Source organism: Metabacillus fastidiosus NBRC 101226 (genome assembly GCF_001591625.1).
Taxonomy (GTDB): domain Bacteria; phylum Bacillota; class Bacilli; order Bacillales; family Bacillaceae; genus Metabacillus; species Metabacillus fastidiosus.
Genome location: NZ_BCVG01000027.1, coordinates 17912 through 38741, shown reverse-complemented (window position 1 = coordinate 38741; position 20830 = coordinate 17912). Strand labels below are relative to the sequence as shown.

The window sequence follows — 20830 nt, the reverse complement described above, 5'->3', positions numbered from 1 at the left end:
AAACCTTATAGGGACTTATCGGAAAGCCCCTTTTAATTTTGAATGATATGTCTGCATAATAATAGGGAGGTAGCATATGAGTTTTTTTGTGAAAAAGCCGAGACCTTGGAATGCTTATTTCAAATATGCTAGTACAACAGAAATATTGAATGTGGAAAAACAAATAAAAGGACAATTATCTTTCATGGATATTAGTGAGGAAACTTTAGAGCATGTGAAAAATGCTTTCCATCTTCTTTCTCCATATAAATCAGAGATGGTTAGCAAGTTTTATGAACATATTACTGAAGTTCCTCATTTAAAAGAAATGATTGTGGAACATTCAACGATAGACCGGCTTAGAATAACATTGGAAAAATATCTCGAACAATTTTTGGAAGCAAAAATTGATAATGAGTATGTAAGAACCAGAGTTGTTATTGGACAAGTACATAGCCGTATTCATTTGACTGCAGATCATTTTATTTCCGCCCATCAATTATTAGTTCAGCTTATGATATCTATTATAATGGAGAAAATGTATGATCATCCTGAGAAAATGATAAAAACAGTGCTTGCTGTGCAAAAATTAGCCGCATTTGATCAGCAATTAATCGTAGAAGTATATATGGAAGAAACATTTAAAACATTTTTATTTGATGTTTCCGATATGCTTAACGAGATGACGCAATTAGATACAACGAAACATTTAATCCAAGGAATGAATAATATGATTGCTGAAAGCTCCAGTGTGACACAAGCGACTGATGAAGTGAGCGCCTCGATTAAGGAAGTAGCTAAAAATGCTGGCAATGTAGCGGAAAGAACGAATGATGCAGTGCGTTCTGCTGAGCAAAGCAAACAAATTATTAATGAAGCATTAACAGATATTAGCCAGGTCGGTAAAGTATACGGACAAGTGAAAGAACAAGTTGGCGAGCTTAATAGTGAAATTGAACAAACGCAGGAAATAGTGAAAGTTATTCGTGATATAACAGAGCAGACGAATTTACTTGCATTAAATGCCAGCATTGAAGCAGCACGGGCAGGGGAACATGGCAAAGGTTTCTCCGTTGTTGCACAGGAAGTAAGAAAGCTTGCTGAGCATACGAAAGAACAAACATTAAAGATTACTTCTAATATGGAGTCTTTGTTGAAAGTGTCCCATTCTGTTACTACCCAGATGGGAGATACCGGGAAGCTTGTTGAACATAGTGTAAAAGCAGCGCGAAATGCCGGAGAAGAATTAGAGACAATCGTTTCTACTATGGAAGAAATAAGCAGTTCTACGACACAAATTGCGGCAATGACAGAAGAACAGTCCTCCTCCGTGATGGAAATTGCGGAAAGAAACAGTATAATTTTTGATCTGAGTACAGATTCACAGCAAATTGCAAGGCAAACGGCAACAGTTATTTTAGAGTTAAGCAAACAGATGGATCATTACCGTCTTTCATTCTTTGATACGAATGTTAAACTACGATCAAAGGATATTATTAGATTAGCGAAAACCGATCATCTTCTTTGGAAATGGAAAGTGTATAATTTACTTCTCGGTTTGGAAAAGATTGATCCAGTGCAAATTATCTCACATGAAACGTGTAGATTAGGAAAATGGTATTATAGTGATCTGCCATCAAAAATAAAAAACAATTCTGTTTTTAAAAAGTTAGAGGAACCGCATAAAGCAGTTCATCAATTTGCAGCAAAAGCTATCAGAAATTATGTAGACGGAAAGATAGAAGAAGCGCAGGAGGATTTTATTCAACTTCAAACAGCATCTGAGCATGTTATTTCTTTATTATCCCAGCTTGAAGCTGCATTATAAAGAATGGAAAGAGAGTAGTCATTTAAAATGATTTACTCTCTTCTTTTGTAAAAAAAGCAATGATTAAAAGGACAATACCGTTAATGATGAAAACAAGGGCATATAGCGGTGGAATGATAAAAGCACCGGTAAATCCATACGGTGGTATATAGGGACGAATAATAGAAAGAACAATGTAACATACAGCCGGTGATAAAAGAATAGAAATAATTCCTATCCAAGCTCTTCTTCCTCGATGTTTTCCGACAAGTTGAAATACATAAAAATCAATAACAATGAGTGAAAATATAACGGGGGATAAAAAATCGATAATAATCATCTCCTACTTGTTTTCTGTTTTGGCCGGATAAACAGAGAAATTATAATAAACCAATTCAAATGATAATACTCCACATTTAGATAAGTGTCGAAAACAATTTGCATCGTTAAGAAAATAGCTGAACCGATTATATATGCAGAACTATGTCTAGCCTAGCCTTTTACATAATGGACAGCACACTTCATTCTCTATTGTTTAGACGGTTTTTGTTCATTTTCTGTTACATACTATTGGAATCTTCATCTGAAGGGAAAAGCAGATAGTTATATTAATAAGATAGTTTTACGAGAACTCGAATTAAAAGAGAAGTTAGATAAAGATTATAGAAGCTGTAATTGAAGAGTATGCATGTTCAATTATGGAAATGTATAGGGATGAAGAAAAAGAGAGGATGTCTAAAAAGCACTCTTTTTAGACATCCTCCTAAAAAGAGTGCTATGAGAATCATGTAAAATCGATGGTCTTATGACGGAGTCTTTGAACTTTTAACACTTATTAAGGACTTAAGAGATAGTCCCAATCCATTTTAAACAATTTTTTTCTCAATATCAGCAAGGATATTTTCCAGAGAAGTGACGACGCCTTTATCATCTTTATACATAATATGATTCGGTCTAAAGTGAACAGGTGAGTCTATGCCGGCAGCGGCTGACACCCTGTATAATCCTTTCCTTAATGTAACAAGGAAATTAACTGCGCGGTATTTCTTTTCATCAATAACGAGTGCTTTTTGCAGTTCAGGGTCTGTCGTTGCAACACCGACAGGGCAGTCATTTGAATGACATTTCAATGTTTGAATACATCCGACTGTTATCATAAATCCTCTTGCAATATTAACTAAATCAGCACCCATCGCGAGTACGATTGCAATCCGGTCAGGTGTAAATAATTTACCTGATGCGATAATTTTTACACGGTCACGCACGCCGTATTTCTCAAGTGTTGTGACAAGGATCGGAAGTGCGGATTTAATTGGTAAACCAACGCTGTCAATTAATTCCTGATAAGAGGCGCCAGTTCCACCTTCACCGCCGTCAATTGTAATAAAATCAGGTCCTTTTCCCGTTTCTTTCATATATTTTGCCAGTTCCTCCACGCTGTCATTTCCACCGATAACGATTTTTACCCCGACTGGCTTTCCAGTATGATTGCGAATCTTTTCGATGAATTCACATAATGAAGAGACATTATTAAGTTCAGGAAAACGGTTCGGACTGTCAATAGATTTAAACGGTTCTACTTTACGGATTTCAGCGATTTCGAGAGTTACTTTTTCTGCATCAATATGGCCGCCGCGAGTTTTAGCACCTTGGCCTAATTTTAATTCAAATGCCTTTATTTGAGGAATTTCGCTTTTTCTTTTTAACTCATCCCAGTCCAGTTCCCCGTATTTATCACGAATTCCGAACATGGCAGGGCCAATTTGCATAATAATATCAACATTTCCTTTCAAATGAAAGGGAGATAACCCTCCTTCGCCAGTGTTCATCCATGTGCCCTTCGCAAGAGCTAAACCTTCTGATAAAGCAGTAATTGCACGGTCTCCCAATGAACCATAGCTCATTGCAGACATACCGATTTGCCCTTTTAATGCGAATGGATATTTTGTATTTGGACCGATAATAATTGCATCATCATCATGTAATAAATAAGCCGCTGACTCTTCGTCAACCCATTTCTCTTTCCGCTGAGAGAAAAGGGGGTCTTCAAGTAATATGTATCTTTTCGTGGAAACCTTAGTATCCATATCCATCTTCATTTCTTCTGTTAACTTAGGGAACATATCATTGCGAACAAAAAATCCTTCTTCATCAAAATCACGTTTTGAACCAAAGCCCACTATATTTCGCATATACTTTGAACTTTTGACGATATGCTCATAATCATTTCTTGAAAATGGTTTTCCTTCTGTATCACTATCAAACCAATACTGTCTCAGCTCAGGGCCAATTTTTTCAAAAAAATAACGGATCCGGCCAAGAGCAGGGTAATTTCTTAAAATAGAATGGCTTCTCTGTTTTCTATCAAACAATAATAAATAAATAATGAAAACAGCGATACTAAGAACAGTGAGTGCAATGAGAGAAAATCCAATAATAATTAAAATATTTGCAATTTCCATTTGGAGCCTCCTAACAGTTCTTTACTTTGTATTAACAGTATTCAAGAGTGAATAAGTATATACATGATAGATACATTATACTAGTTCTATTTAACTATTTAAATCCTAATATTAACAAAATTTTTGGTGAGTAAAAAATAATGAATAACATTAAAAATAGGTGAGAAGAAGATGGAGTATCACTTAGGGTTTTAAATACCAAGTAAAACCAATGTAAAACAAATAAAACAACTTTTAACATGATCTTTACAATCTGTTAATACTAGATTAATAATGTGGTTTTATATTGGATTTATAAATAAATCTTCCTAAAAAGGAGTAAAAACCATGAAAAACCACATTAAAAAGTCATTACTTGTTTTATCAACTGCTGCATTCTTAGCAGCCTGTGGGAAAGAAGAGACAGCCGAAAATGCTAATAACGGAAATTTATCAGGTGAGTTAACAGTTTACACAGCGATTGAAGAAGAATTGATTCCACAATATTTAGAAACATTCGAAGAGAAATATCCTGATATAGATTTGAATATTGTACGGGATTCTACAGGAATTATTACTGCGAAATTACTAGCAGAAGGAAAAAATACAAAAGCTGATGTTATATGGGGGGTAGCTGCATCAAGTTTATTAGAGCTTGAAAGCAAAGATATGATTGAAGGATATACTCCAGCAGAAAGCGATAAAATAAATCCTCTTTATAAAGATAATGAAGAGCCTTTGAAATGGACAGGAAATGTCGTTGCTATAACAGGAATTACTGTAAATAAAGAAGAGTTGAAAAAGAAGGGATTAGATACCCCTGAAACATATGAAGATTTATTAAAGCCGGAATATAAAGGTTTAATTGTTATGCCACATCCTGCTTCATCAGGTACGGGTTTTCTAACGGTTTCATCATGGCTGCAAATAATGGGGGAAGAAAAAGGCTGGGACTATATGACAAGGCTGCATGAAAACATTGGTACATATACTCATTCAGGTTCAAAACCGGCTAAATTGGCAGCTGCTGGTGAATATCCGATCGGTATTTCACTTGTGTACAGCGGTGTTCAACAAAAACAGGAAGGGGCACCGGTTGAAATCATATTGCCGAAGGAAGGTCTCGGCTGGGATGTAGAAGCAAACGCATTAATCAAAAAAGATGATAAGGAGAGCGACGAACTCGCTGAGGCCTTTTTAGATTGGGCTATTACAGACGATGTGATGAAAGAATATTACAAAGCGTACGGCTTTTCAACGATGGATAATAATTTTGAAAAAGCAGAAGGGTTCCCAGAAGAGGTAGGAGAGAAAATATATAAAAAAAATAATTTAAAATGGGCAGCAGAAAATAGAGGGATCATTCTTGATAAGTGGGAGAAGCAGTATGGAAGTAAAGCTGAACCGAAACAATAATATGCTATTTCATCTTATTTCTAGAATGAAAGGGAGTTTTGACCGTTGAGCGACTGTTATTTGAAAATTGATCGCATTCATAAAAATTTTGGACAGTTCACTGCTTTAAACGATATTTCCATTGATATTAAGAAAAATGAATTTGTTTGTCTTCTCGGTCCAAGCGGCTGTGGAAAAACAACTCTCCTTCGAATCATTGCTGGTCTTGAAGAACCGAGTGCTGGAAACATTGTAATAGATGGAAAAGATATGACCTATATGCCGCCATCAAAACGGAACTTCGGTATTGTATTCCAATCATATGCTTTATTTCCGAATTTAACGGCTTTGCAAAATATTGAGTATGGACTAAAGGCGAGAAAGTTTCCTAAAAAAGAAGTAAAAGAAAAAGCTTTAGAAGCATTGGCTCTTGTTGATTTAATTCATTTAAAAGATAAATATCCCGCTCAGATGTCAGGGGGCCAGCAGCAGCGTGTAGCATTAGCAAGAGCACTCGCTTTATCACCGGATTTCTTATTGCTTGATGAACCGCTTTCTGCTCTTGATGCAAAGGTGAGAGAGAAACTTCGTCATGAAATTCGCACGATTCAAAAGAAACTGCAAATAACAACAATCATGGTTACACATGATCAGGATGAGGCTCTTATGATGGCAGATAAAATTGTTGTCATGAACAATGCAGAAGTGATGCAAGTTGGTACACCGCAAGAAGTATATCACACCCCTGCCAATCCGTTCGTAGCTAATTTCATCGGTTCTATTAACTTTTGGAAAGGACGCAAAACAGCATATAACGAAGAGAAAACATTTGCGATTCGACCAGAGCATATCCATATTTCTCAAACAGCGGGTCTGCTTGCAGAAGTGGAAGAAATAGAGTTTCGGGGACCTACTTACCGTTTGAAATTTAAAGTGAAGGATCAATCAACCCATTTATATGGACAGATGATTAAAGTAGATGTTGCTGCATATGAAGTGATTGAACATCAGTTAACAAAAGGAATGGATATTTATATTACATTGCCGGCAGAAAAAATCATTGGTTTTAAAGAACAGGTGGTTAGTTAGTATGGACATCATTAGCAAACGGAATCCTATTCATTTGTTCACGAAAACAAAAAAACAGTATATGGGCAAAGAAGAATGGCTGAAGCGCTTGCTTGTTACAATAATGATTTTGTCTTTCTTATCTATATTAATTTTGCCGCTCGGAACGTTATTTGTGAAAGCTTTTCAAAGCGAGGAAGGGGTATTTATTGGATTAGCTAACTTTGCAAAATATTTTGCAACCCCTTCTTTAGTTCAATCTTTTCAAAACACATTGTTTATTGCATCAATAACAACTGTAATTTCTGTTACACTCGCTTTCGCATATGCGTACTGTTTAGTTAGAACAAATCTAAAAGGAAAGACTTTTTTTCGCTATACAGCTCTGCTTCCTCTTTTTGCACCAACGATGATGCATGGGATAGCTCTTATGTATTTGTTTGGAAATCAAGGACTTGTAACGAAAGGTTTTTTTGGAGTAATACCTGGATTTGATATTAATTTATATGGCTCTACCGGAATTATTATCGCTGAGGTTATTTATACATTTCCACAAGCGTTTCTAATTATGGCAGTTGCATTAAATGGTTCAGATAATCGTTTATATGAAGCAGCTAATACATTAGGTGTAAGCAAATGGAAACAGTTTATAACTATTACTCTTTCAAATGTGAAGTACGGCCTGATTAGCTCTGTATTTATTGTTTTTTCTCTTAGCTTTACTGATTACGGGGCACCGAAAGTAGTGGGGGGCCAGTACAATGTGCTTGCTACAGATGTATATAAGCAGGTAATTGGACAGCAGAAGATGGAAATGGGAGCTGCGATCGGCTTAATTTTAATGCTTCCTGCACTAATTGCTTTTATCGTCGATCAAATAGCACAAAGAAAACAAGTAAGCTATGTAACATCTAAATCTGTACCTTATCAAATTAGTAAAAATAATAAAAGGGACAAGCTGTCATTTTTATTTTGCAGCATAATCTCAGCTTGTATGATTATTTTACTTGTCGCAGTCATTCTGGCGGCAACTGTAAAAGTATGGCCATATGACATGAGTCTTACATTTAAGCATTTTGAGCTGAAAAGTTATACGGGAGACGGGCTTACAGCATATAAGAATAGCTTAATAATAGCTTTATTGACAGCAATCGCCGGGACTGTTATTACATTTGTTTATGCATACGCAATTGAAAAAATTAGACGTATGTCAGGTATAAGAAAACTCGGCCATTTCCTATCTATTATTCCGCTTGCTGTACCCGGACTTGTTATTGGCTTAAGTTACATTTTCTTTTTCAGCAAGCCGGAAGTAAGTATTTTTGGATGGACTGTCTCTAATCCTTTCAGCTTCTTATATGGGACGATCGCTATTATTGTTATTGCGAATATTGTTCATTTTTATTCTGTTGCTTATGTGACGGCTACTGCCGCACTAAAGAAATTAGATCGTGAATTTGAACTTGTATCAGAATCAATGGGTGTACCTTTTTATAAAACATTTTTCAAAATCACGCTGCCAATGTGTTTGCCGGCTGTACTAGAGATGACAATGTATTTTTTCGTTAATTCTATGGTGACAATATCAGCTGTTATTTTTCTTTATACAGCGGATTTTAAACTAGCAGCTATTTCAATTGCTAATATGGATGACGCAGGAAATATGGCATCGGCAGCAGCACTCAGTGTTTTAATTATTCTTACAAATATTATCGTCCGTATCTTATATGAACTGACGATAAAAATCTTTCAAAAGAAAAATATAAAATGGCAAATAAAATAAAGAAGGGGAAGAATGAAATGAAAAAAGTGGAAGCAGTTATTTTTGATTGGGCAGGAACGATGATTGATTATGGATGTTTTGCACCGCTTGAAGTATTCTTAGAAATTTTTCGTAACCGAGGGGTGGAAATTACAGTAGATGAGGCGAGACAACCGATGGGTATGCTGAAGATTGAGCATATTCGAACACTTTGTGATATGCCACGCATTCGGAAAGAATGGGTGAAAGTACATACTGCAGAGCCAACTGAACAAGATGTAATAGAAATGAACAATGATTTTGAAAAGATATTATTCACGATTTTACCTGACTATACAACTCCGATTCCAGGGGCGATTGAACTTGTTGAACGTTTAAGAAGAAGAGGTATTAAAATTGGTTCTACAACTGGTTATACGAAGGCAATGATGGAAGTGGTCATACCGAAAGCGAAAGAAAAAGGATATTCGCCTGATTGCTGCTTCACAGCGGATGATGTAAAAGCGGGTCGCCCTTATCCATGGATGTGCTACCAAAATGCGATGGAGCTTAATGTGTATCCAATGAGCAAGATGATAAAAGTAGGTGATACAGTAACAGATATGAAAGAAGGTAAAAATGCCGGAATGTGGACAGTTGGCGTTATTTTAGGAAGCAGTGAATTAGGATTATCGGAAGAAGAAGTTATTCAAATGAATGAGGTGGAATTAGAGGAAAGAATAGAAATTGTTCGCGGCCGTTTACTTGAAGCAGGAGCTGATTTTACGATTGATCGTATTTCAGATCTTGATAAGGTAATTGATATGTTAGAACAAAATAAAGATGAAATCGGGGAGAACTAATATGCAAAATCCATACTTACTTTTGACACCAGGCCCGTTATCGACAACAAATTCAGTTCGTCAGGCGATGATGAGAGACTGGTGTACATGGGATAATGAATATAACCAGATTGTGCAGGAAATACGTAATCGCCTTGTGAAATTGGCAACAGTGCAGAAAGAATTATATACAGCTGTTTTAATGCAGGGAAGCGGTTCATTTTGTGTAGAGTCGACAATTGGAACAGTTATGCCAAGAGATGGCGGAAAATTGTTAGTTATAGCTAATGGGGCATATGGTGACAGGATTGTGCAGATGTGTGAAGTATTGAACATTCCTCATATTGTTCATGCAGTCGATGAATGTGAGTCTATTCATATAAACGATGTGGAACATTTTTTGAAAGAGGATAAAGAAATTAGCCATGTTATTGCTGTTCATTGTGAAACAACAACAGGTATACTGAATCCAATTGAAGAAATATGTTATATAGCGAAAAAATACAATAAAATAACGATTGTGGATGGGATGAGTAGTTTTGGTGGGATTCCAATGGATCTTGATGAGCTGCAAATTGATTTTTTAATTAGCAGTGCTAATAAATGTATTCAAGGTGTTCCCGGATTTGGTTTTGTTATTGCTAAAAAGGCTGAACTGGCTAAATGCAAGGAAAATGCCCGTTCTTTATCATTAGATTTATATGATCAGTATGAAACAATGGGAAAACATCAAGGGAAATGGCGATTTACATCCCCGACACATGTAGTAAGGGCTTTCTACCAAGCTTTACAGGAGCTTGAGGCAGAAGGCGGGATTAATGCCCGCTTTAAGCGTTACAGTGAAAATCAAAAATGTTTAGTTCGAGGTATGAAAGAGCTAGGCTTTACTGCATTGCTGGATGAGAAGTATCAATCTCCTATTATTACATCATTTCTTTATCCGGAGAATACCAAGTTTACGTTTCAACAGCTTTATAACAGTTTGAAGAAGCATGGCTTTGTTATTTATCCTGGCAAGGTGTCTGAAGTTGATACTTTTCGAATTGGAAATATTGGTGAAGTTTACATAGAAGATATTGAAAGGTTGCTAGATTCGATTCGACAAACTATTTAGTAAAGAACAGTTATTTTAAAAGATTTGAAAAAATGATATATTCATCGTAGATAAAGATCAGTAAGACTTTCATAGGTGAAGTTTCACTTTATTATATAACGTGTAAAAGAAGTTAAGTTTAAAATAGGGAGAAAAGTATATGTCTTTATTAGCAGAAGAGCGAAAGAAGGTCATTACGGAGCTCATCGAGGAGCATGGACAAGTAAAAGTAAATGATTTAGCAGCACAATTTACTGTATCAACCGAAACGATTCGCCGCTATTTGGAGGAGCTGGAAGGAGAAAAGAAATTAAAAAAAGTGTATGGCGGTGCTGTGAAAATGGAAACAGCAGAGCCGTCCATGTTTGAACGTGAAATATTAAGAATGGAAGAGAAGAAAAGAATTGGAAGCAAGGCTGCTTCTTTTGTAAAAGAAGGAGAAGTTATTTTTATTGATGAAGGCAGCACAACATTACAAATGTGTGCAGCTCTGAAGGATATATTCAATATAACGGTTATTACGAACTCTTTTCCTCTTGCAACAATATTAATGGATTATGAAAGTAAACAGCTTTTTCATGGTGAAATTATTTTTCTCGGCGGTCAGATAAGAAGCAAGCATTTCCGAGCATCCGGCTCGTTGACCGAGAAGATGGCTAAGGAATTTTATGCAGATAAAGCTTTCATTGCAATTGATGGTATTCACAAGCAAGCTGGTCTTACAAGCTTCGATATAGAGAAATGTTTATTATCAAAAATTTTTATTGAAAATGCAAATACATCATTTATTCTTGTAGACCATTCAAAAATTGATGTGAAGGCAAACTACAAAATTGTATCTCTTGAAAGTGCTGATTATATTTTATCAGATGTTCAAATTCCTGAAGAATGGGGAATGGAAGATAAATGGATAAAATGTTGATGTACTGAAAATATGATAAAAAGGAGCGGAAACGCTCTTTTTTTATTTTATCCAGTCTTAACGGGCAGTAAGACTCCATCCAGCTTCAAAGTCCTGAGAATTCGAAGAAGTTAAATGGGAGATTAACTGCCTGTAAAGTTTTGTACAATAGAGCACATACTAAATTCGTATTTCACGCCAGTAACGTATATGTGACCCGTATCGTGAAGGCTTCAACGAGCCATCAGTAGGAAATGAGAAAAACCCCGACTAATGGAAGTTTCACTTTATTATTTTAATAAATATCTTAATTATAATCCTCTATTTTATAAACAACGCAAGCTTGTGATTTATGCTAAAATGAAAAATGTTATTCATTTAAATCAATCTAGTTGGAGATGTAGCTATGGGTATATTTTTCTCAGTAATGTTACCGGTTATAGCAGTGTTTGGAGCAGGATATGTATTGCAAAGGGTGAAGCTCGTCCAGGTGAAATCCGTTGCAGCGGTATCGATTTACATATTCATGCCGATATTTTTCTTTGTATCATTATATGAGGCAACATTTGATGAAGATTATTTTATTTTAATTATATCGATTATTTTCATTTTGCTTATGATGGTCCTTATTAATAAAATACTCGGGAAAATTTTTAAATGGTCAAAACCGGTGGAGAGCGCATCTATTCTCGGATCAGCATTTATGAACGGAGGCAATTATGGAATCCCTGTTATTGTCTTTAGTTTAGGTGTTGGAGCAACACATTTTGCTGTATTTTACATGGTGATGCAGTCTTTATTTATTCAGTTTTTTGGCGTCTATTACGCATCAAGAGGGAAAGACGGTATGCTGCAGGGAATTAAGCAAGTTCTTCTTATGCCGGCAACTTATGCTGCTCTTTTAGCATTTTTATTTAAGGGATTCGGCTGGGAAATACCTGAAGGTGTATATGGCACGATTAAGATGGTAAGCGAAGGTTCTATTCCACTCATGATGATTGTACTTGGCATGCAGCTTGCGACAATTAAAACATTGAAAGTAAACTGGCAAGTGCTCACATCTGCTGTGACTCTTCGGATGATTATTTCTCCGATATTAGCATATTTTTTCATTAAAGCATTCGACTTGGACCCGCTCGCTGGCGGTGTAGTTCTTGTCATGTCTGCAATGCCAAGTTCCGCATCAGCAGCAATGTTTGCAATCGAATTTGATACGGAACCGGAACTTGTATCGAGTGTAATGCTTATAACAACACTCTTTAGTTTTGTTTCGATTACGGTACTGCTTAATATTCTTGCCTCATAATAAACTATTTTCAATAGAGAGTTGTGAACGATATTGTTTAAATTGAAAGTCTTATAAAAAGAGTATTATTTATTCGGCTTTTTTAGAAAATTTTAAGTAAGCTGCAGTATTAGAATATGATGATAGAGGAACTGTTTGGAAGCTATCGGATAAAGAGTTAAACTTGAATAAAGCTGTTAAAAGTGAGTATTTAAAATAGGGATATCTCAAAGGAATGTTGTTTGAGATATCCCTTTATATTTTATTTCTATAATAGAATGCTGCAATTTTTGTTTTAATTCGAAACTGTGTATCAACCTTGGATATTTTTAAATGATTTTTTGTTTAATATCTTCAAGAATGTTTTCGAGTGATGTGATAACGCCTTTATCATCCTTGTACATAATATGTTTTGGTTTAAAGTGAATAGGTGAGTCAATGCCAGCAGCAGCTGAAATTCTGTATAATCCTTTTCTTAACGTAACGAGAAAATTAACTGCACGGTATTTCTTTTCGTCAATGATGAGTGCCTTTTGTAATTCTGGATCTGTCGTTGCGACACCGACAGGACAAGCATTTGAGTGGCATTTCAATGTTTGGATACATCCGATCGTTATCATGAATCCTCTTGCGATATTAACTAAATCAGCTCCCATCGCAATTGCAATTGCAATGCGATCTGGTGTAAATAATTTACCTGATGCGATAATTTTCACACGATCACGCACTCCGTATTTCTCAAGTGTTGAGACAAGAATCGGCAGTGCTGATTTAATTGGTAAACCGACACTATCAATTAACTCCTGATAAGAGGCTCCAGTACCGCCTTCACCGCCATCAATTGTTATAAAATCAGGACCTTTACCAGTGTCTTTCATATATTTTGCAAGCTGTTCGACACTGTCATTGCTGCCGACAACCATTTTTATACCAACTGGTTTTCCGGTATGCTCTCGAATTTTTTCAATAAATTCACATAATGAAGGAACATCACTGAATTCATGAAATCGATTTGGACTGTCGACAGATTTAAACGGTTCCACTTTACGAATCTCAGCGATTGCTGGTGTTACCTTCTCCGCATCAATATGACCGCCTCGTGTTTTTGCCCCTTGTGCTAGTTTAATCTCAAATGCTTTAATTTGAGGGATTTCACTTTTTCTTTTTAGCTCATCCCAGTCCATCCCTCCGTCTTTATTACGGACACCGAACATGGCAGGGCCAATCTGCATAATAATATCGACATCTCCTTTTAAATGATAAGGAGATAATCCGCCTTCCCCAGTATTCATCCATGTCCCCTTTGCAAGTCCTAAACCTTCTGATAAAGCAGTGATCGCTTGGTCTCCTAATGAGCCGTAGCTCATCGCCGACATTCCAATAAGTCCTTTTAAAACAAATGGGTGCTTCGTATTTGAACCAATGACAACAGCATCATCATCATGTAATAAATAAGCTAGAGACTGTTCATCTTCCCATTTTTCTTTTCTTTGTGAAAAGAGAGGATCTTTTAATAATATGTACCTTTTCGTTGTTATCCTCGTATTTTTATCTAATTTCATCTCTTCTGTTAATTTCGGAAACATATCATTGCGAACGAAAAATCCTTCTTCATCAAAATCACGTTTTGAACCAAACCCGATAACGTCCCGCATATATTTTGAACTTTTAACGATATGTTCATAATCATCTCTTGAGAAAGGCTTCCCTTCTGTATCATTGTTAAACCAATATTGTCTAAATTCAGGACCCACTTGTTCGAAGAAATAACGAACCCGGCCGAGTACTGGATAATTTCTTAAAATAGAGTGTGCTTTTTGATTACGGTCAAATATGAATAGGTAGATGACAATTACAACAAGTATTATGGTAACGAATGCAATGAAAATGAAGCCGACAACAGTGAAGATATCTGCAATATTCATTCATAACCCTCCTATCCTTTTTAATTAATTTGTTCGATTTTTAAAATCATATACTGCTAGAAAATAAATTGTTTGTTAAATGGGGAAATATAAGGGAATAGTCAATACATAGCGCATAAACAAAAAAATCTGTTTTTCTAAAAATAAAAGGAGGAGAAGATTTGAAAGCTTCGGATCTATTCATAAAATGTTTAGAAAATGAAGGTGTCGAATATATTTTTGGTATTCCTGGAGAAGAGAATACAGATCTTATTGATTCTCTAATTGATTCAAATATTCAGTTTGTTGTTGTACATCATGAGCAAGCAGCAGCTTTTATGGCTGATGTTTACGGAAGATTGACTGGGAAACCAGGTGTGTGTTTGGCAACGCTTGGACCGGGTGCAACCAATTTATTAACAGGCATTGGGGATGCTTATCTTGATTATTCCCCAGTTGTTGCTATTACAGGACAAGCAGGACTTGAAAGAATTCATAAACAATCCCATCAATATATTGACATTATCGGTGTTTTTGAAGAAGTAACAAAATGGAGCCAGCAAATTCGCGTTCCACATACGATTCCTGAAATTGTTCGAAAAGCATTTAAAAAGGCAGTGCTTGAAAAACCGGGTGCTGTACATATTGAATTGCCAGAAGATATTGCATCGATGGATACAGAAGGAGAGCCTATTCCAGTAACAAAAGTACCATTATACCTCCCAGATGAGGAGGAAATTAAAAAAGCAGCAGCTGCAATTAATGAGGCAAAAAGACCAATCATTTTAGCGGGAAATGGAGTCATCAGAGACAAAGCAGCAGGAGCTTTACGCAAATTTGCAGAAGATAATAATATTCCGGTTGTTAACACATTTATGGCAAAAGGTGTGCTGCCCTCTGATCATCCGTTAACATTATATACAGTGGGGATACAGGCGAAGGACTATGTGCTTTGTGGATTTGATATAGCAGATTTAATCATAACGGTTGGTTATGATATTGTGGAATATTTACCGAAATATTGGAATGATGAGGCGATGAATAAAATCATTCATATTGATAGTCTTCCAGCTGAAGTAGATGGATACTATCCACTTCAATCAGAACTCGTTGGTAATATTAAAAAAACGCTTGAAGCATTAAATCCTCATATTGAACAAAAGGAATTATGTTCAAAAATAAAACAATTAAAAACACAGCTCGTTGAAAAACTTCATGCTTCCGATGATACATCAGGAAGTCCAATTATTCCGCAGCGTATTCTTGCTGATTTAAAAAGGGCAGAAAAAGGAGAGGCAATCGTCATATCAGATGTCGGTGCACATAAGTTGTGGATTGCTCGTATGTATCAGCCGGAAAAACCGAATCATACAATTATATCAAATGGCTTTGCGACGATGGGAATCGCAGTACCGGGGGCAATTGCAGCAAAATTAGCGCATCCAGATAAACCGGTTGTTGCGGTAACAGGAGATGGCGGATTTCTTATGAATGGTGTGGAACTAGCAACGGCCAAACGTCTTGGTATTAGCTTTACTGTCGTTATTTTCCACGATGAGAAATACGGATTAATTGAATGGAAGCAATTGAATAAATTTAATCGTACGAATGCGATTGAGTTTACCGATCCTAATTTTTTACAATTTGCTGAAAGCTTTGGTGTAAAGGGGATAAAGGTGACTCATTCTGATGAATTACTGCCAGCATTAGAAGAAGCGATTTCAAGTAATGAAATTGTTCTGATTGATGTTGATGTCGATTATTCGGAAAATGAAAAGCTATCAAAAACACTTGGTGACTATATTTGTAAATTATAGGGGGACGTATGATGAAAAAGAAATGGCAGTTATGGATTGGAGGAAAATGGAGAGAAGCGAAGAGTTATGAGTCGCTGTATAATCCGCATACGAATGAAGAGATTGCACAAATCGGGCAGGCGGAACATGCGGATGCAGTAGAAGCAATTGTTGATGCACATGGGGCATATAAAAAATTTAAAGAATATCCAGCACATGCCCGAGCGAAAATTCTTGCTAAAGTGGCAGCAATTATGGAGGAACGAAGCGAAGAATGTGCGAAATTAATTGCTTTGGAAAGTGCAAAGTCCATTAGAAATGCCAGGGAGGAAATTAGCCGCACTGTACAAACGTACCGGTTTGCAGCAGAGGCAGCGAAAAGCAATTACGGTGAGCAAATTCCAATGGATGCGGCAGCAGGTGGAGAGAAACGTTTCGGTTTTACTATCAGAACATCAATTGGGGTTGTGACGGCAATTACCCCATTTAATTTTCCGTTTAATCTTGTGGCTCATAAAGTCGGTCCAGCGATTGCAGCTGGAAATTCTATCGTTTTAAAGCCTGCTGAACAAACACCATTAAGTGGATTATTGCTTGCAGAAATTTTTAAAGAAGCGGGACTTCCAAATGGTGTGCTTAACATTATCCCAGGGAAAGGTGATGTTTTAAGTGAAGCATTGACGACACATCCACATGTGAAAAAAGTGACGTTTACAGGAAGTGTTGAAGTCGGACATATTATTCAGCAACAAGCGGGTTTTAGAAAGCTGACACTTGAACTTGGCTCAAATTCTCCATTTATTATTGATGAAGGTGTTGATATTGACAACATTATAGAACGAACTGTACTTGGGAGTTTTTCTTATAATGGGCAAATATGTATTTCAATTCAAAGAATTTATGTTCACAGGTCACTTTATGAGAAATTTTTAGAACGATTTGTCGCACGAACGAAACAGCTCGTTATTGGTTCGCCATTTGAAGAAGATACGAATATAACAGCCGTTATTTCGAAAAAATCATTAGATAGAATTAAAAACTGGATTGATGAAGCGGTTCAAGAGGGGGCAAAAATCGAATGCGGCGGGACGATAGAAGGGAATGTACTGACACCCACAGTATTAACGAATGTCAATCGTGATTCAAAAGTATTTCGTTTTGAAGTGTTTGGTCCAGTTGTCTGTATTTTTCCATTTGACACATTAGACGATGCAATTAATGATGCGAATGATTCGCGTTATGGGTTAAATTCAGGAATTATGACACCGAGCCTTGAACGTGCCTTTTATGCTGCAGAAAGACTTGAAACAGGTGGTGTAATCGTCAATGATATTCCAACCTACCGAATTGACAATATGCCGTACGGAGGCTGGAAAGATAGTGGTGTTGGCAGAGAAGGTGTTAAATATGCTATGAGAGAAATGATGGAGGAGAAGTTTATTAGTTTTAAAATTGGTGATTAGTTTTAACTTAAGGGATGCGAAAAGCATCCTTATTTGTTTGGAAAGTAATCATTTTTTTCTTGCTTTTTCCTATCCCTTTTAATATAATTAATTATAGAACGTATGTTTGTTTTTTGTGAAATTCAATCATTTCTGAAAGGGTGAAAGCAATGCAAAATATTGATCAATATTTAGAAGAATATGATCTTTTACATATGAAAGAGGAGATTTTGAAAATTGCAGCTTCATCGATTGGAATTGTAAAAGAAAATGTAGGTGAAGATGATATTCCGGTCGGCAGTTCTAAGTTTGGCGGTTTGCCTGATCTGCCTTCCAATCTTTCCTTTCCCATCTATAATGACGGATACTTAACTTTTTTAGTTCAGCTGAATTTGGAGGAAGCAAAGCCTTTTGACAAAAATAATCTGCTCCCTAATAAAGGAATTCTTTATTTTTTCTACGATATTATGGAACAGCCATGGGGAATGGATGAAGAAGATGAAGGATGTTTTAAAGTTCTTTACTTTGATGGTCATTTAGAACAATTAAAGCGTACGCCTTATCCGGAGGAAACAGAAGATTATTTCCCATTGCCTGCGTATAAAGTGGTATTCGATGAAAGGTTTTCTTTTCCTGAAGAATTTGAGGGAATGAAGTGGAATGATGAGGGAATAGAAGATTTTTATGAATTTCGGGAACGTATAATGCAGGAAACAGAAGAGGATGTCAGTCATCCTATGCATTACATGCTGGGTCAACCTTTTAATATTCAAAATGACATATTTGAAGAAATTGTTTACTATGAAAATAAAGAAAAACTGTCATGGAACTCCAAAGAAATTCGTTCTAAAGCAGAAGAATTAGTTCTCCTTTTTCAAATGGACAGTGATGATGATCTTGAAGTTATGTGGGGAGATGCCGGAATTCTCTATTTTTGTATAAATAAAGAAGATTTGCAAAAAAAGCAATTTGATCAGGTAAAGTTCACTTTGCAATGCTATTAATGAAAAACTGTTAAAAGTCAGTAAAATACTGACTTTTAACAGTTTTTATTGTTTTAGCTGATTTAACTCTTCGATACATTCCTGTACAAGTGTAACCGTCTGGCTCATCGCTCCGCCGCCGCCGAATGCTGCAGTCACACCAACAGCTTCTAGAATTTCCTCCTCAGAACAGCCTTGATCGAGACATCCTTTTATATGGTAGATAATGCAGTATTCATTCTGAGAGTAAAGACTTATTCCTAACGCGATCAATTGCTTATCTTTTTGTGATAAAGCACCTTCTTTGAAACATTCCTCTGTAAAGGCATTAAACTGTTCAGCGAGTTTAGGCATCTTTTGTGTAAATAATCCAAGCCCGGATTTGTAATGATGAAGTGCTTCTTCTGTTGAATTTCTAGCTTCAAATTCCATACTCTTATTCATCCCCATTCGTAAAGTTCATAAATCAAAATTAGTATGAGCTAAATAACGATGCATTAAACATTTCCATAATCGACTAATTATAATTTCTTCCTTTCAAGGCAAAATGAGAAATAGTATGTATGATGAGGAGGAGTATTAAAAATGGAGTTAAACAGTGAAAGTACATCTTATCAGGCTGGCGATATTGTTTATGTCTTTTATCGAAATCCACATGTACAAAATGTAGCAAACATACAGGAAGCCGCTGTTGTGAATAATCCGGAAAATCCTGGTGAACTCGCATTGTTTTTATATGAAACATATTATCCGCTAACGAATGAAGTTGCTGTATATGCGAGTGCGGAGGAAGCGGAGCAGGCTTACGAGCAGTATATTGATTAGGGGGAAAATAATATGTTAAAGCCATTTACACCAAGGCTCGTCTATTTTGAACCGAATGCGCTTGAGTATCCATTGGGACAGCAGCTGAAAGAGAAATTCGAAAAGATGGATATGGAAATTCATTATACAACTTCCCATAATCAAATAAGAAATCTGCCGGGGGATAATGAGTTTCAAAAATACAGAGTCGCAAAATCAACACTTGTTGTCGGTGTTCGAAAAACATTGAAATTTGATACGTCAAAACCGTCAGCAGAGTATGCGATTCCTTTTGCTACAGGCTGTATGGGGCATTGTCATTATTGTTATTTACAAACGACAATGGGGAGCAAACCATATATCCGTACATACGTGAATGTAGATGAGATCTTGGAGGCAGCCGATAAGTATATGGAGGAGCGTGCTCCGGAAATAACAAGATTCGAAGCTTCCTGTACATCTGATATTGTAGGGATCGATCATTTAACACATACATTGAAGCGGGCGATTGAGCATTTCGGACAGTCGGAATATGGAAAGCTGAGATTTGTAACTAAATTTCACCATGTTGACCATTTACTTGATGCAAACCATAATGGGAAGACACGGTTTCGTTTCAGTGTAAATGCAGATTATATTATTAAAAACTTTGAACCCGGAACCTCTCCGTTAGAAAAGCGGTTAGAGGCTGCTAATAAAATCGCAAATGCTGGTTATCCATTAGGATTTATCGTTGCACCTATTTATCTTCATGAAGGATGGGAGGAAGGGTATTATCAAATGTTTGAGCGCCTTGAAGCACAAGTGCCAATGCATGCAAGAGATGATTTAACATTTGAATTTATCCAGCATCGTTTTACAAAGCCTGCCAAAAGGGTTATTGAAAAAAATTATCCTCTCACGAAATTAGAACTGGATGAGGAAAAGAGAAGGTATAAATGGGGGAAATACGGGATAGGTAAATATATTTATCAAAAAGAAGAAGAGGAAGATATTAAAACTCATCTTCAATCATATATGAAGAAATTTTTCCCGAAAGCGAAATTGGAATATTTCACATGACAGTATATTTATCTGAATGAGGGTGAAAATAAACATAGTGCTTAAAGCGCTAATTAACTTCGATGTGGAGTGAGATTAAATGAATAATATACGTGAAGGTGTCATTCCAACTGCGTTAGGTTCTGCTGTAACAGCTACAGGCTATATGTTGAAACAAAAACGCGGGTCCAATAAAATGGTAGCGAATACTGTGTTTGGTTTTGGTTTAGCGCACGTCGTATTAGGTGTCATTGATCTTGTTCAGCACCGTCGTTAAAATGAAAAGCGAGCATGTCATATGCTCGCTT

The 20830-nt window shown here is 36.3% G+C and carries 18 protein-coding genes; 14 read left to right on the top strand and 4 right to left on the bottom strand.

The annotated features are described in order from the left end of the window. Positions 1 to 76 precede the first annotated feature (76 nt). The gene (locus BFA01S_RS09225) at positions 77 to 1807 is read left to right on the top strand and encodes a methyl-accepting chemotaxis protein (protein ID WP_066228834.1); all 1731 of its coding nucleotides are present in this window, start codon (positions 77 to 79) and stop codon (positions 1805 to 1807) included. Between the two features lie 22 nt (positions 1808 to 1829). Here the strand turns inward: BFA01S_RS09225 and BFA01S_RS09220 are convergent, their stop codons facing one another. Further along, positions 1830 to 2126, bottom strand: a complete 297-nt coding sequence (locus BFA01S_RS09220; RefSeq protein WP_066228831.1) for a hypothetical protein — start codon at positions 2124 to 2126, stop codon at positions 1830 to 1832. Positions 2127 to 2652: 526 nt separating this feature from the next. Then, positions 2653 to 4248, bottom strand: a complete 1596-nt coding sequence (locus BFA01S_RS09215) for an FMN-binding glutamate synthase family protein (RefSeq protein ID WP_066228828.1) — start codon at positions 4246 to 4248, stop codon at positions 2653 to 2655. 327 nt (positions 4249 to 4575) lie between these two features. On the opposite strand from BFA01S_RS09215, the gene BFA01S_RS09210 reads away from it, so the two are divergent. The 7 genes from BFA01S_RS09210 (at position 4576) to BFA01S_RS09180 (ending at position 12573) form a co-directional block, all read left to right on the top strand. After that, entirely contained in the window at positions 4576 to 5643 is a 1068-nt protein-coding gene (locus BFA01S_RS09210; protein WP_066228824.1) for a putative 2-aminoethylphosphonate ABC transporter substrate-binding protein, read from the top strand. A 45-nt stretch (positions 5644 to 5688) separates the two neighbouring features. Next, on the top strand, positions 5689 to 6711 hold the full coding sequence (locus tag BFA01S_RS09205; protein ID WP_066228822.1) for a putative 2-aminoethylphosphonate ABC transporter ATP-binding protein: 1023 nt from the start codon (positions 5689 to 5691) through the stop codon (positions 6709 to 6711). Between the two features lies 1 nt (position 6712). After that, positions 6713 to 8473 carry a putative 2-aminoethylphosphonate ABC transporter permease subunit gene (locus BFA01S_RS09200; RefSeq protein WP_066228819.1) on the top strand — a complete coding sequence of 587 codons (1761 nt, stop codon included), beginning with the start codon at positions 6713 to 6715 and terminating at the stop codon, positions 8471 to 8473. Positions 8474 to 8490: 17 nt separating this feature from the next. After that, on the top strand, positions 8491 to 9294 hold the full coding sequence (gene phnX, locus BFA01S_RS09195) for a phosphonoacetaldehyde hydrolase (RefSeq protein ID WP_066228836.1): 804 nt from the start codon (positions 8491 to 8493) through the stop codon (positions 9292 to 9294). A 1-nt stretch (position 9295) separates the two neighbouring features. Beyond that, positions 9296 to 10387, top strand: coding sequence for a 2-aminoethylphosphonate--pyruvate transaminase (gene phnW, locus BFA01S_RS09190; protein ID WP_066228816.1), 1092 nt, complete (start codon positions 9296 to 9298; stop codon positions 10385 to 10387). 139 nt (positions 10388 to 10526) lie between these two features. After that, positions 10527 to 11288, top strand: a complete 762-nt coding sequence (locus tag BFA01S_RS09185) for a DeoR/GlpR family DNA-binding transcription regulator (RefSeq protein ID WP_066228811.1) — start codon at positions 10527 to 10529, stop codon at positions 11286 to 11288. 385 nt (positions 11289 to 11673) lie between these two features. Continuing rightward, complete coding sequence (locus tag BFA01S_RS09180; RefSeq protein WP_066228807.1) at positions 11674 to 12573, top strand: AEC family transporter; 900 nt, start codon at positions 11674 to 11676, stop codon at positions 12571 to 12573. Between the two features lie 308 nt (positions 12574 to 12881). Here BFA01S_RS09180 and BFA01S_RS09175 read toward each other — a convergent pair whose 3' ends face one another. Beyond that, on the bottom strand, positions 12882 to 14477 hold the full coding sequence (locus BFA01S_RS09175) for an FMN-binding glutamate synthase family protein (RefSeq protein WP_066228805.1): 1596 nt from the start codon (positions 14475 to 14477) through the stop codon (positions 12882 to 12884). A gap of 161 nt (positions 14478 to 14638) precedes the next feature. On the opposite strand from BFA01S_RS09175, the gene BFA01S_RS09170 reads away from it, so the two are divergent. From BFA01S_RS09170 to BFA01S_RS09160, 3 genes are all read left to right on the top strand, one after another. Further along, positions 14639 to 16273: an acetolactate synthase large subunit gene (locus tag BFA01S_RS09170; RefSeq protein ID WP_082799921.1), complete on the top strand. Its 1635-nt coding sequence runs from the start codon at positions 14639 to 14641 to the stop codon at positions 16271 to 16273. Between the two features lie 11 nt (positions 16274 to 16284). Continuing rightward, a complete protein-coding gene (locus tag BFA01S_RS09165; RefSeq protein WP_066228798.1) occupies positions 16285 to 17715 on the top strand; it encodes an aldehyde dehydrogenase family protein in 1431 nt (476 codons plus the stop codon). Positions 17716 to 17864: 149 nt separating this feature from the next. Further along, positions 17865 to 18698 carry a YwqG family protein gene (locus BFA01S_RS09160; RefSeq protein ID WP_066228795.1) on the top strand — a complete coding sequence of 278 codons (834 nt, stop codon included), beginning with the start codon at positions 17865 to 17867 and terminating at the stop codon, positions 18696 to 18698. Positions 18699 to 18743: 45 nt separating this feature from the next. On the opposite strand, the gene BFA01S_RS09155 is transcribed toward BFA01S_RS09160, so the two are convergent. Then, the gene (locus BFA01S_RS09155) at positions 18744 to 19109 is read right to left on the bottom strand and encodes a carboxymuconolactone decarboxylase family protein (protein WP_066228792.1); all 366 of its coding nucleotides are present in this window, start codon (positions 19107 to 19109) and stop codon (positions 18744 to 18746) included. A 153-nt stretch (positions 19110 to 19262) separates the two neighbouring features. On the opposite strand from BFA01S_RS09155, the gene BFA01S_RS09150 reads away from it, so the two are divergent. From BFA01S_RS09150 to BFA01S_RS09140, 3 genes are all read left to right on the top strand, one after another. Further along, entirely contained in the window at positions 19263 to 19502 is a 240-nt protein-coding gene (locus BFA01S_RS09150) for a transcriptional regulator SplA domain-containing protein (RefSeq protein WP_066228789.1), read from the top strand. Positions 19503 to 19514: 12 nt separating this feature from the next. Next, positions 19515 to 20543 (top strand): spore photoproduct lyase, encoded by a 1029-nt coding sequence (gene splB, locus BFA01S_RS09145; protein WP_066228787.1) that lies wholly within the window; start codon positions 19515 to 19517, stop codon positions 20541 to 20543. A 79-nt stretch (positions 20544 to 20622) separates the two neighbouring features. Continuing rightward, on the top strand, positions 20623 to 20799 hold the full coding sequence (locus BFA01S_RS09140; protein ID WP_066228785.1) for an asparagine synthase: 177 nt from the start codon (positions 20623 to 20625) through the stop codon (positions 20797 to 20799). Positions 20800 to 20830: the final 31 nt, after the last annotated feature.